Here is a 12201-nt window from a genome sequence, read left to right on the forward strand (position 1 = left end):
TCGACCGGCTGTTTCAGGTGAGAATATATCTGAAGAATAGGATTTCAACAGAGCCACACGCTTCATTTTTCATCCTTGTCTGAACACTGCCCATAATCAGATCCAAACGCTTTTGAGATAGAATTGTGTAAATTGCACACGACATGAAATACGAAACAGCTGGGTTGATTCGAAAGGCAGCCGTCGTGGGAATCGTACTGCTACTCATCGGCTCGGTGGGAGTCGGCGTTTCAGGAACGGCCGCAGAGCGATTTAGCGAGGAGTCAGTTCCAGAACTCGACGCGACAGTCGCTGGGAGTAACACCGTAACGCCGGGTGAGACCACGACCTTGACGATTGCAGTTCAGAACCGCCATGATGGAGTTACTGATTCTGATCGGGCGATAGAGGACGTCTCACGAGTCGTTCAGGCACACGGAGTCCAAATCGGAGCTGCGACTGGGACGACCGTTGCGTACGACGACGAGGGGATCCCGATTGACTTGAAGATGGGAAAACAGAGTGTCGGAACGGTGCGAACCGGCAGTACTACGCGGGTTCCACTCACCATCGAGGTAGATGAGTCGGCTGAGCCGGGGACGTACACGGTGCCAATGAATCTCGAGTTTTCGTATATCCGTGATATCTTTGTCGACAGAGACGACTATACCGTTAACCGGAACACTGGGACCGAAGAGACAAGCGTCACAATTCGCGTTGAGCCGCACGGACAGCTGACAGTCGTCGATATGCGCGGTGACGATATTTATAAGAACGCCGAGGGTGATGTTGCGGTGACCGTGCGTAACACCGGCAGCGAGGCGATGTCCGATGCGACGCTCTCGCTGGTCGGCTCACCCCACTTCGAACCGCAGAGCAACCGGGCTGCACTCGGTACCGTCGCCCCCGGTGACACGCGCAACGCCACCTTCCAGACCGTAGTCCGTGGAGTTGAATCTGCTGGGTCGTACGCCGTCGGGTTCCGTGCGGCATACGAGGACGCGAATGGACAGCCAAGTGAATCCTCGATCCGATACGGGAGCGTCGGCGTGGCAGAGGGCCCGCAGTACAACGTGTCAGTCGAATCGCGTTCGCTCTACGTCGATTCGACCGGGGCAGCGCGCGTTACTGTGACGAATACGGGCGATGTCGCCGCGACGAACGCACGCGTGTTCGCCGAGCCGAATCAACCGTTTGCTCCGCTGTCGAATGGTGGACAGCTCGGGACACTTGAGCCCGGCGAGTCGGCGACTACCGAAATCAAAATGGAAGTGTCTGACCGTGCACTCGCGCAGTCGTACTCGCTCCCGATTACCGTCGCGCACGATGACGACTACGGAAACACCATCCGCAGCGACCCACTGAACGCAGATGTCTCGGTCGGCCCTGAGCGGCAGTTCACCGTGGTCGACACCGCCCAAATCGAGGCGGGCGCGACCGAGCGGATTGAATTAACCGTCGAGAATACTGGCGAGAGTGGCTTCAAAGATGCAGTCGTTCGAATCAACGCAGACTCACCGTTTGAGACCGATGACGATACGGCGTACATCGGCGAGCTGTCACCGGGCGAGCGGGCGACAGTCTCGTACACGCTCACGGCGGGTGAGGCGGCAACGCCGAAATCCTACACCCTTGATACCACGATCAAGTACGACAACCCGTTCGATGAGACGGTCGTCTCCGATATCCGGCCAGCTACGGTCGAAGTGACTGAGCCGAGCGGGCCCTCAACTCCACTCGTCCTGACAGCAATCGGCGTGCCGGTCCTGCTCGGGGCTGGGATCGTGTTCAAGCGCGACCGACTGCGGCAGTACCTCGGGTAAATGAACGCGGGAGAACGGATCCAAGATGGATTAGAACACGCGGGGCGGTACGCTGCGCGAAATCAGCTCAAGACGATCGTCGTCGTGCTTGTGACAGCGCTCATCGCGGTCAGTGTCGGGGTTGCGGGGATCCAGATGAGCATGGGAATGACCCTGTACATTGAGGACGACTCCCAGACGGCAACCGACTGGGAGACGCTCAAAGAGGACTTCGAAACGGGCAACAACGTGTTCGTCATCGTGGAGTCCGGCGAGCTTCACGACCCCGAGACGATCCGAGCGATCAACAGGCTCGACAGGCGATACACCGAAAACATCGACGAGACGACCACGGTCACTTCATTGGCAGATGTCGTTCGTCAAGGGAACGGCGGCGAGATCCCACAGACCGAAGCGGGAGTCGAACGGGCGATCACGAGGGTGCGCGGACAGGGTCCAGAGTCGGCCGCAATGGTTGATCGGCTGGAGCCTGAGTCCGGCACGACGATCATCCTCGCGAGCTACGGTAATGTCGATACGTTCGACAGGGGTGCGTTCCTCCCACAGCGGGACTCTGACATCATTTACAACAGGGTACAGACAGAGACCGATCTCGCACCGTTACCGCCCGGCATGACGACCACTATCACCGGACAACCTGTCTTCGAGAACGCCGCGTTTGGACTCATGTTGCCTGAGATGATCACTCTGTTCGCCGGGGCGTTCGCGCTCATTTTCACTGTAGTCTACTTGGTGATGCGCGCGAAAGTGGAGCGGGGCTGGCATGTGTTCCTTCCACTTGGTACGGCGATGGTCGCGCTGTTGTACATGATCGGTGCGATGGGTGTGTTCGGATTCAATTTCAACGCGATTATGCTCGGCGTTATGCCCATCGCGCTCGGGCTAGGAATCGACTATGGGCTGCAGATCCACTCGCGGTACGTCGAGGAGCGCGAGGCTGGGTGTTCGCCCGAAACTGCTGCAGCGGTCGCCACGCGAACTACAGGCCGTGCCCTACTTATTGCCATGGGTGCGACTGTAATCGGACTGGGGTCTCTCCTAGTGTCAAGTGTGCCTCCTGTCCGACAGTTTGGGATAACGAGCGCGACCGCTGTGTTGGCGTCAATGGCGCTGTCGGTTACGCTCCTCCCTGCGCTCCTCGTCCGCTTCGATCGCGATGGGTATTCTCAACAGAGCTCAGACGACGCGACCTCAACCTCGAACGATTGGCTAGAGACCGGCTCCGAACGGTTTACCAGCATCGTCACCGGGGGACGACCGCTTCTGACGCTGTTCGTCGCCCTCCTATTGGTCACCGGTGGCGCGTATGCGTACCCACAGGTGGAACCGAACCAGGAGATGATGGACTTCTGGCCTCAGGACCTTGACGCGAAGAACGATATGGATCGGCTGTCTGACACCGTCGACAGTCCGAAGGTAATGTATGTCAGTGTTAGTGCCGAGAAGGCATATTCACCGGAAACATTCCGTGAATTGGATAGATACCAACAGCTCATGCTGGCAAACAATCAGGTAAATGCGGTTCAAAGTCCGGTGTTAGCTGTCCAGATGGCCAATGATGGCTCGATCCCAAAAACTCGTAACCAACTCGACACGACGTTGGCACAACAAACTGGGTCGGGGATGATGGCCGTTCGAGATCCGACGGAGACGCCGTCACGCGTCCTCCTGACTTTCTATGTTGATGACGTGGAAGGCGAGGAGGTCCGAACCCTAATCGACGAGTTTGAGGGGAATGCAAATCTTGCGCTTACCGGAGCCCATGATATTCGCATCACTGGGAAACCAGTTCTTAATCGGAACGTGATCGAGAACGTTACGGCAGGTCTGACACCGATGACCATTATCTCGTTCGCGCTCGGATTCGTGTTCCTTTCGTTTGCGTTCCGGTCAGTTCGAGTGTCCGCGATCATTGTCATCAGTGTCGCTGGCAGTGCGGCGCTCCTTGTCGCCGGAGGTATGTACCTGCTCTCTGTCCCGTGGAATCCCCTTACTATCACGATGTCGTCACTCACGCTCGGAATCGGCGTGACATATGGAATCCACATTTACGAGCGGTTTGTCTTCGAAACGGAGACTCATGACAGACCGCCGCTTGGGGCTGCGGCCACATCGGTCGCCAAGCTCTCTAGGCCGATTATTGGGTCTAGTTTCACCACGATCTTTGGATTCGGTATCCTAATCGTCTCGCGATTCCCGGTGCTTGCAAACTTCGGGGTGACGACCGTGTTGGCGATTGGACTGTCGCTCGCGACGGCCTTCGGTATCCTTCCAGCTGTGCTGACGCTCAGGTCATCTGTCTCTGAAAATAAAAATGCCACCGAGCAAAGTATGACGAACAAATAATAGAAATCCCCGTTTCTTCCGGCTGAATCGCACTCACCAGAGTGTGATTGTATATTGAGGAACCAGTTGAGTACTACGCGCCGTCAATATGTGTGAATGTCGCTTGAGAGATGTTCTGGTATCCCTCAATTTACCCGCACCTTCGAAAACGGCCACGCGGTCGATACGTATCTCGCAGTCATGTCCACGCTAAGATCGACGTACGACTGGATATTGGTGATCTTAGTCGCAATGTATTCGCAGGGATACGAAAATGTCCTGTAGACTGAGGGAAGGTCATGGTTGCTGAGGTGTCCTAGTGTGCCGATATCCTCCGAGATACCAGATGGTCTACTTGTAGAAGTTGTCGCGTCGACGGGGAAGTTACCACGGGAATACGCGTCTACCGTCATAGTGTTAATGTAGCTGTTTACACGCATCTTTGCGGTGCGTGGCAGCCCAAGTCGATCAGTACTCTCCCGGCAACACGGCGGATTTGACAGCGAAACGTTTCAGGCAGCAGTTGTTCGTCGAGAAAGAATTAGGGAGATGTATTGTATAGTTATGGGTATAAAAAGCAATATTGGTGTGAAAGACAGCCGGACTCGGATCGTTGTCGGGTTAGTGGTCGGGCTAATCGGCTTGGCGACACTCGGCGGTCTCATTGGATTCGGGACGATGATCGGTGCAGCGCTGTCCATAGCGGGCCTCATTCTTGCTGGCACTGGTTTCGTTCGTGTGTGCCTCCTGTACCGCCTGTTGGGCATTGATACGTCGCGCCTCTGATAGCGATAGGACAGTTCCACAATACCGGCTCTCGATATGGACTGGTAGAGCCAGCTTTAGCAGATCTCTAATGTGAAACTCCGGAAATTCGGATTGGCACTGGTGAATTGTTCCCTGTAGTGTGATATGGAAACGGCTACTTCGCGCTACCGACCACCGCATCGTGTATTCCAAATCGGTGTAATCAGTGAAACTCAATACAGAACTATACTCCGAACAGAAACTGCACTGGTCAAAGCTGGCGTGTAACGAATCCTACTGGCTGACTGCGCGAGGGTCGCTCTGACCATATCCGAAAGAGCGGCATCCGAGCCAACTGATCTTGAGACTGCGATCGAACAGAACCCTGAGGCAGTCGCCGAGTTCGCGGAGCATCTCGACGCTGTCAAGGCGCTGCTGGAGGGCTTTTCGCTCGGGATGAGCGCGATTTCCGACGAAATGGTCCGCAATCTCTTGACTACCGGATCGATTCTCGTGGAGTCTGCAGACAGGATAGCAACTGACAAAGCCGTGGCATTAGCCGAGGCTGTTGGTGAGAATGGCGACGAACCTTGAGAAGCGCTAGATACGCTGCTCGTCTTTCAGCAAACCGGAACACTTGACTACTGGCTGAACTTGCCGAGGTCGCGTCGTTAGGGACTGCGGCGCTCGATGACGAGATGGTCACGTCACTGGCCGGGGCGGGCGCCGCGCTCGGCGAGGTCGCACGAGCCGCGTCAGACGATGCCACTCGTTATGATATCGAAACGCTGCTGTCGAGCGTCGGTAAGGCGGAACAGGAACCGCCAGAGAAGGCTGGAGCTGTCGGCTTGTTCTGCGGCCTATGTGACCCTGATGTCCAGTACAGACTCGGATACCTGCTTGGGCTGGCAGGCGCGATGGGACGGGAATGGACTAACGACGAATTCCAGTAACGGACAACTGGTGGCTCACCCTCGCTGGCGGACTTTTTCCCGATCGCACACTTTCTCCCTCAGTTTAATATTGTGTAGTAGACCCAAGACTATTAAACTCACGGCACGTAGCGTCTATAATGGCAACTCAGATAGCGGAGACGAACAGTGTGATTTCGCTTGGGGATGACGACATCGAATCGGTCGTCGGAGAGACCGACGTCACTCTCGTGGAGTTCTACACGGAGTGGTGTGGTACGTGCCAGCGGATGAAGCCGCTGCTCGAAACGATTGCAGCGGACACGGATGCAGCGGTCGCGACGATCGATATCGAGTCTCACCTCGAAATCGCAATCGAGTTTGGTGCCCAGAGTACTCCCACGTTCGTTCTGTTCGTGGATGGCCAGCCGGTGAAACAGCTCCGAGGTGGGCAAACCGAACAGTCACTGCGTGAATTGATCGCGACGTACAGCGACTAATACCGAGAGAACGACTAATGACTCCTACCGAACTTCGGGCTGACACGCCCGCACTGCACGAAGACATCTACCTGAACTTCGGTGCCCACGGCCCGAGTCCACGGTACGTCGTTGACGCTGCCGACGAGTTCGTTCGCTCCCACGAGTACGAGGCGAACGCCCAGAAGGGCCCCTACGAGGTGGCGTTCGACACGTACGACCAGGTGCGGGGCCACGTCGCCCGGTTCGTCGGTGCAGATGACGATGAGATCGCGCTTACCGAGAGCACGACTGCAGGTATCAACGCCATCGCGAACGCAATCGACTGGAGCCCCGGCGATGTCGTCGTCCGAACCGACCTCGAGCACCCCGCCGGCGTACTCCCGTGGCAGCGCCTGAAGCAAGCGGGTGTCGAGGTTCGGGTCGTCGAGACCGATGACGGCCGCGTCGACCCCAATGCCTTCGCCACGGCTGTCGACGACGCGCGCCTGGTGTGTTTCAGCGCGGTGACGTGGACCCACGGGACGCAGCTGCCGGTCGCCGACCTCGTCGACATCGCACACGAGGCCGGCGCGCTCACACTGGTCGACGCCGTGCAGGTGCCGGGCCAGCTCCCGATGGATGTCAACGAGTGGGGTGCGGACGCCGTTGCTGCGGCCGGCCACAAGTGGCTGCTGGGGCTGTGGGGCGGCGGGTTCCTCTACGTCGACCGTGACACGGCGGAGTCCCTCACACCCGCCACGGTTGGCTACCGGAGCGTCGAGACACCGACGGCGGACCCCTACGAATTCGCGGCGGGGGCACGGCGGTTTGAGGTTGGCTCGGCCAGCCCGGCCCCACACGTGGCACTTGCAGAGGCCATCAACGTGATCGACGAGGTCGGCGTCGACCGTATCGCGGACCGGATCCAGGGGTTGGCGGGGCGGGTGACCGACGGCGTCCCCGGCGAGCGACTCCTGAGCCCAGCCAATCCAGAGTCGGGCCTCGTGACCATCGCCGTCGACGACCCCGTGGCGACAGTCGAGCAGCTGGCTGCTGACGGCATCGTCGTCCGTACGCTCCCAGAGCCGGAGGCCATCGGGGCGTCGGTCCACGCCGTTAACACTCGCCAGGAGATCGATCGACTGCTCGAGGCGCTGAACTCAGAATGGGGCTGAGTGGCAGGGTCGAACGCAGTCAGATGGGTCCCGGGACTCGCCTACGCGGCCGGTGCGACTGGCCGGGGCCGGTCGGTCGATCTCTCTTTCTTGTCGCGGGTGCCGACAGCTGTTTTTACGCAAGGATCCGTACGGAACGCCGCTGAGGATGGCAAGATGACGACCGGTCCAGCTCTCGCGTTCGTGTTCGTCGCCGGACTCGTGACTGCGCTGGCAACGGGGCTCGGGGCCTTCCCGTTCTTTCTTTTCGGGGACATCAGCGACCGCTGGAACGTCGCTCTCTGGGGACTCGCATCCGGAATCATGTTCGCCGCTTCCGGGTTCGGCCTCATTTCCGAGGGGTTGGCTGCCTCCACCGGCTTTCCAGCCCTACTCGTTGCGGGCGGAGTCGCCGGCGTTGGGTGGTCGGCGTCGCTACTTGGAGGCCGGTTACTCGTCGAGTCGGTGGATCAATTGCGTGACGTACGGACTGGTCTCCCAGCTCCGATGCGGGCTAATCGTCGTGATCAGTGCCCGAGCCTCTTCGGAGCTCAGATGGCCGTTCCGAGCGTAGTCGACGATGAGCCGCGGCGTCGGGACGATCTGCGGGCCCTGTAACACGGCGTGAATCAGTGGGAAGTCCGTCCCGCCGAACTCGTCAGTGAGAAAGCTGTCAACATCGAGGTCGTTTGCGAGGACGATGCCGTCGGTTTCGCCGTCGTCGAGCCCGAACATCGGTCGAGAGTCCGGTGTATCCTCATGCTTGTAGGGGTCCTCGACTGTGTAGTAGCTACGGGCCGCGAGGACGTTGTTCGCAGCCGTGGCGTGGATATCCTGATACTGCGTGATATCGTGGAGCTCTGTAACGACTTCTGGCGGCACGAACACCTCACACGAGGTGAACAGATACTGGAACGGATCCGGGATGTCAGTGTTGATGGCCGCGTCGGCTCGGGGAACGGCGAGACTAATGAGCGCGCTGGTGTCGGCAACGGCCATTCGCAACCGCCGGCCGCTCATCGCTCGTCCTCGACTGCGGGCTTAACCGTCGTCGCGTCGCCATCGTAGACGTCGATGTTGTTGGGCGCAGCGAGATCGAGTGGCTCGTCTTCGAGCTCCGTTTTGAGAAGACGGAGTCGCTGGGCAGTCTCGGCGCCGACCAGCTGCTTGACTGTCTCGAACTCAAGCTGGTCGTCGTAGTACTTCGTCGCGACCAACTCCTGAAACGTCTCGCTATCGGCGGTGTCTTCGATATACTCACGCATCGCCTCGATGAGCAGATCCGTCCGATCCGTATCGTAGAGCTCCGCGATCGCATCCAGCCTGTCGACGAGATACTCCGGCGACTGGAAATGGACCCGTCGCGGATCGTCGCTTGCGCTTATTCTATGTGCACGTTCTGCACATAGATTGATAAACATTTTGTCATATTCATAGAGCGTGCACATCAGACCCCTGACGGAACTATCCCGCCAGTCTCAGCCGTCGTCCTGTGCGTTCATCTCCTTGAGGAACCGGCAGCGGTCCCGATCCGAATGCCGTCGACGTTGTGCATCTCAAGCCAGTTTGTAGCGGTCCGAAACGGCTCGTCGTCGACGAGGATGCGGTAGATGACTGTGCCGACGGGATCGGTACGTAGGTATCACTACCGGTTGTCATCGTCCTGTCGAAATGCGCATCCTCGTGTTCGGTTCGCGGGTTCTGCACCCGTTGAACCACGAGATCGACCACGTCGTCGATCGATGTGCACTCGGGATCCCGGTTTAGTCACGAACGTTGTAGAGGGGCTCAGTATCAGACATTACGGGTCACTCTGTGGCTTCGTCGGTATCGGTCGTCGCCGGGTCGGTTGCTCGTTGCCGTCGGATGTCTGGTCCGTCTGCCGCCCGCTCGATGCGGTTGACTAACAACGGAACGCCGGCTGTCCGCGCGAGGTTGCGCAGTTGAGCCGATCACTCGGATCTTCAGTAGGCTCTGCCCCTACGAACTCACCATCAACAGGTTGGGATGATCGGTCTCAGCGATACCGTTCAGGCGCCGGTGTGGGGTCCTCCGAACGACATGCGCCTTGACATCGAACCCTGCTGCCTCGATTACCGCTCGATACCTGATCGAGTGCCCGTTGGCAGCGCTTATTGAACCCGACGCTAGGCATTTCGGCGCGGACGTTTGCTGAGACGATAGTGGCGAGGCGGGATGTTCGGACACCGATGCGGCCTAGGTGAAATAGTTCGCGAGTGGATAGCATCTCAACTTATTCGAGAGACAACAGATTAGGCGACGACGGTGCGAAGCAACTGGTTTTCGAGGGCACGCTCCGTATCTTCTTCATAAGTTATCGATACTCCAACCGAGGTTACCGGAATATAGTATTGTGTAGATATCCCAAAACCGTTATACGCATGAGGTGGGTAGAAGAAACTGAACAGAAATGTGCGAAAAGCAAAATACTAAATGCGGAGATCAGAGGGTGAACCAATGGCGGGACTAGAGATACCCACTTGGGATCCGCAGACTGCGATGCTTATCGGCGCGATCCTACTGGAGGCGTTTGTACTGTACGCCGGCTATGGCGGTCTCGAACGGCTTGTCGGATCCTACCTCATAGACCTCTTGGTAGGGGGTGAATCGAGTGCTCAGTAGTCTTCTTAACGGCCCCGGTGTGTTCGGGACGGGCCCAGAGATGCTCGCGCTGTTTGTCGGATTCGGACTCGTCGTCGGGGTCTTGTTCGGCTTCTTCGGCATGGGTGGGTCGTTCCTCGTAACCCCTGCGCTGTTGATGTTGGACTACCCGGCACCTGTCGCGGTTGGAAGCGGAATGGCGTTCGTTTTCGGGACGGCGGTCATCGCGACCCTAAAACACCATGACCTCGGGCAAGTGGATTACAAGCTCGGCGCCATCATGATCACCGGAACAACCATCGGTATCGAAGCGGGGCGTGTCACTGTCTATTATCTTGAATCGATAGGACTAGCCGATGGAGTCATCAGCGTTGCATACGTCATTCTGCTCGGCGGCGTCGGCGCGATGGTTACCCGTGATGCCCTGCATGCTGGCGGCGGAGGCGGTGTTGATCACAAGCCGGGTGACAAGGACCTCGACGAGTACGAAATCCCCGAGATCGCGAAAACGATCCAAGAGACTGTCCGCATTCCACCGATGGTGACGCTCCGTGGTGATGTCCGCGTTTCTGTATGGGTTATTACGATCGTCGCCTTCGTGACCGGTCTCTTGTCCGGATTGCTCGGCGTCGGTGGCGGGTTCATCCGGATGCCGGCAATGATCTACGCTATCGGGGTCCCTGTGCCCGTCGCTGTTGGTACTGACCTGTTCGAGATCGTCTTTTCTGGCGGTCTTGGGAGTTACCTCTATGGACAGGGCGGCGGCGTGAACCTTGGCATTGTCGTCCCGCTGTTGTTCGGGAGCGCACTCGGTGCGCGAATCGGTTCAGCCGCGACTGCTGTTGTCGATGCTGACGGTATCAAGATCTACTTCGGTGGGATGCTCTTGATCGGTGCCGTCGCAGTGGGTATCGGTGAAATCGGCTCTTACCTCGGAAACTCGACGCTTGAGCTGCTCGGACTAGTGCTGGTTATCGGCGCGGCGATTGTCGTCGCCTTCGCGATTCTCTACACGACGATTTTGACGCTCCGTCAGACGCATCGTCAGGGAGTCACAATCACCGACTAATCCGTTTTGTGCTAACCCGCTGCCAGCCGAGCTATCTGTTGTTTACTCTCAGATATATTAAGTGACGAGTAGCTTCTCATCTCGTATTTATAGAACTCCCACCGCTCGGGGTTCGATTGCGTTCACTCGGAGTAGGATATCAATCACCTCTCTCGGTTCTCCGCAAAATTGTGCGAACTATACAAAAGTCTTTTATTATCTCAGTACCAATATGGTACCGATAACAATGCCAGACTCGATGTCTGAACAGCTTCGCCGGGACATGGAATGCGAGGGGCTATTAGAATGCTTTCACGGCCTCAAAGAACTTGATAAGGAGTGCTTTCAGGCGCTTGTTGAGACCGAAGAACCGTTAACTGTCGACGAGATCGCCGACGCAGTCGATCGTGAACGGTCCACGGCTTACCGTGCTGTCCAACGGCTGCTACAGACCGGCTTCATCGAAAAAGACCAGATCAACTACGACCAGGGTGGCTACTATCACGTCTACTCGCCGTCTGACCCCTCTAAAATTGCCGATGACATGCAGCGTCTGCTCAACGACTGGTATGCGAAGATGGGCCAGCTTATTCAAGAGTTTGAAAATAAGTACGAACAGTCAGAAACTGCGGCCCCTCCTGCCGAAAGCTAGTTGTCGTTTTTATACTCCCAGATCTCTACGTAGGGTCCGTCCTCTCGTCATCTGTTTGCCATCCTCCTTTGAGAGTAATGATCCATAACAGGATGCCGGCAAGGGCGAAGACAGCGATCATGTAAGGGATAAGCGGGAGTTCGACGCCAATGAAATCGAGGACTGTCCGCAACTCGTAGATGATCACGCCGAAGATCGCAAGTGTCACTAGGACTCCGCCGCGGCTGACATCGACGGTCATCAGACCACCTCGACGAGCGCGATGATCCCGTTGTTGACGGCGCTGATGATGGGTGTCGCGGCGCCGGCTATCGTGTCGTATAGTGGCACGAGCCACGCCGGATACGTGCCCACGCCGGGGCCGAACAGGCCGCCGCGCTGAACGATCGCCGCCAGCGGGAGGGCGTACGCGAGGACGACGAGGGTCAGCGCGATCCCGACCCAGAGCCGGAGGCTGTCGAGCACCGGCGGCGCGTCGT

11 protein-coding genes and 5 pseudogenes are annotated in these 12201 nt (G+C 57.8%); 10 read left to right on the top strand and 6 right to left on the bottom strand.

The genetic code is table 11. From position 1 onward, the window contains the following. Positions 1-143: 143 nt before the first annotated feature. The 7 genes and pseudogenes from SD626R_RS10705 to SD626R_RS17275 all read left to right on the top strand — a co-directional run. Positions 144-1802: a COG1361 S-layer family protein gene (locus SD626R_RS10705; RefSeq protein WP_092566353.1), complete on the top strand. Its 1659-nt coding sequence runs from the start codon at positions 144-146 to the stop codon at positions 1800-1802. Then, positions 1803-4148 carry an efflux RND transporter permease subunit gene (locus SD626R_RS10710; RefSeq protein ID WP_092566354.1) on the top strand — a complete coding sequence of 782 codons (2346 nt, stop codon included), beginning with the start codon at positions 1803-1805 and terminating at the stop codon, positions 4146-4148. It abuts the gene before it with no gap. A gap of 543 nt (positions 4149-4691) precedes the next feature. Further along, positions 4692-4913, top strand: a complete 222-nt coding sequence (locus SD626R_RS10715) for a YgaP family membrane protein (protein WP_092566360.1) — start codon at positions 4692-4694, stop codon at positions 4911-4913. 288 nt (positions 4914-5201) lie between these two features. Then, a pseudogene (locus SD626R_RS17495) lies at positions 5202-5827 on the top strand (DUF1641 domain-containing protein). A 119-nt stretch (positions 5828-5946) separates the two neighbouring features. Next, a complete protein-coding gene (locus SD626R_RS10725) occupies positions 5947-6285 on the top strand; it encodes a thioredoxin family protein (protein WP_241996811.1) in 339 nt (112 codons plus the stop codon). A 17-nt stretch (positions 6286-6302) separates the two neighbouring features. Further along, positions 6303-7421, top strand: a complete 1119-nt coding sequence (locus SD626R_RS10730) for an aminotransferase class V-fold PLP-dependent enzyme (protein WP_092566355.1) — start codon at positions 6303-6305, stop codon at positions 7419-7421. Positions 7422-7577: 156 nt separating this feature from the next. Then, positions 7578-7820 (top strand): annotated as a pseudogene (locus tag SD626R_RS17275) (ZIP family metal transporter); the annotation flags it as partial. A gap of 30 nt (positions 7821-7850) precedes the next feature. Here the strand turns inward: SD626R_RS17275 and SD626R_RS10740 are convergent. From SD626R_RS10740 to SD626R_RS17505, 4 genes and pseudogenes are all read right to left on the bottom strand, one after another. Next, a complete protein-coding gene (locus SD626R_RS10740; RefSeq protein WP_092566356.1) occupies positions 7851-8420 on the bottom strand; it encodes a hypothetical protein in 570 nt (189 codons plus the stop codon). Then, the gene (locus tag SD626R_RS10745; RefSeq protein ID WP_092566362.1) at positions 8417-8785 is read right to left on the bottom strand and encodes a hypothetical protein; all 369 of its coding nucleotides are present in this window, start codon (positions 8783-8785) and stop codon (positions 8417-8419) included. The genes SD626R_RS10740 and SD626R_RS10745 overlap by 4 nt, the downstream gene beginning before the upstream one ends. Before the next feature lie 93 nt (positions 8786-8878). Continuing rightward, positions 8879-9202 (bottom strand): annotated as a pseudogene (locus tag SD626R_RS17500) (hypothetical protein). Between the two features lie 54 nt (positions 9203-9256). Beyond that, positions 9257-9621: pseudogene (locus SD626R_RS17505) on the bottom strand (universal stress protein); the annotation flags it as partial. 257 nt (positions 9622-9878) lie between these two features. Between SD626R_RS17505 and SD626R_RS16850 the strand changes: the two are divergent. The 3 genes from SD626R_RS16850 (at position 9879) to SD626R_RS10760 (ending at position 11722) form a co-directional block, all read left to right on the top strand. Beyond that, a complete protein-coding gene (locus tag SD626R_RS16850; RefSeq protein WP_176697312.1) occupies positions 9879-10043 on the top strand; it encodes a DUF7512 family protein in 165 nt (54 codons plus the stop codon). Further along, positions 10033-11091: a sulfite exporter TauE/SafE family protein gene (locus tag SD626R_RS10755; protein ID WP_092566357.1), complete on the top strand. Its 1059-nt coding sequence runs from the start codon at positions 10033-10035 to the stop codon at positions 11089-11091. The genes SD626R_RS16850 and SD626R_RS10755 overlap by 11 nt, the downstream gene beginning before the upstream one ends. 226 nt (positions 11092-11317) lie before the next feature. Continuing rightward, complete coding sequence (locus tag SD626R_RS10760; RefSeq protein ID WP_092566358.1) at positions 11318-11722, top strand: helix-turn-helix domain-containing protein; 405 nt, start codon at positions 11318-11320, stop codon at positions 11720-11722. Positions 11723-11747: 25 nt separating this feature from the next. On the opposite strand, the gene SD626R_RS10765 is transcribed toward SD626R_RS10760, so the two are convergent. Beyond that, complete coding sequence (locus SD626R_RS10765; RefSeq protein WP_092566359.1) at positions 11748-11963, bottom strand: CbaC protein; 216 nt, start codon at positions 11961-11963, stop codon at positions 11748-11750. Continuing rightward, positions 11963-12201 (bottom strand): annotated as a pseudogene (locus tag SD626R_RS10770) (cytochrome C oxidase subunit I); the annotation flags it as partial. The gene SD626R_RS10765 and the pseudogene SD626R_RS10770, both read right to left, overlap by 1 nt.

Source organism: Halorubrum sp. SD626R, assembly GCF_001261915.1.
GTDB lineage: Archaea > Halobacteriota > Halobacteria > Halobacteriales > Haloferacaceae > Halorubrum.

Coding starts and splice junctions, on each gene's coding strand:
- SD626R_RS16850 (WP_176697312.1), top strand. CDS start 9,879: ATGGCGGGACTAGAGATACCCACTTGGGATCCGCAGACTGCGATGCTT.
- SD626R_RS10725 (WP_241996811.1), top strand. CDS start 5,947: ATGGCAACTCAGATAGCGGAGACGAACAGTGTGATTTCGCTTGGGGAT.
- SD626R_RS10715 (WP_092566360.1), top strand. CDS start 4,692: ATGGGTATAAAAAGCAATATTGGTGTGAAAGACAGCCGGACTCGGATC.
- SD626R_RS10765 (WP_092566359.1), bottom strand. CDS start 11,963: ATGACCGTCGATGTCAGCCGCGGCGGAGTCCTAGTGACACTTGCGATC.
- SD626R_RS10705 (WP_092566353.1), top strand. CDS start 144: ATGAAATACGAAACAGCTGGGTTGATTCGAAAGGCAGCCGTCGTGGGA.
- SD626R_RS10710 (WP_092566354.1), top strand. CDS start 1,803: ATGAACGCGGGAGAACGGATCCAAGATGGATTAGAACACGCGGGGCGG.
- SD626R_RS10760 (WP_092566358.1), top strand. CDS start 11,318: ATGCCAGACTCGATGTCTGAACAGCTTCGCCGGGACATGGAATGCGAG.
- SD626R_RS10740 (WP_092566356.1), bottom strand. CDS start 8,420: ATGAGCGGCCGGCGGTTGCGAATGGCCGTTGCCGACACCAGCGCGCTC.
- SD626R_RS10730 (WP_092566355.1), top strand. CDS start 6,303: ATGACTCCTACCGAACTTCGGGCTGACACGCCCGCACTGCACGAAGAC.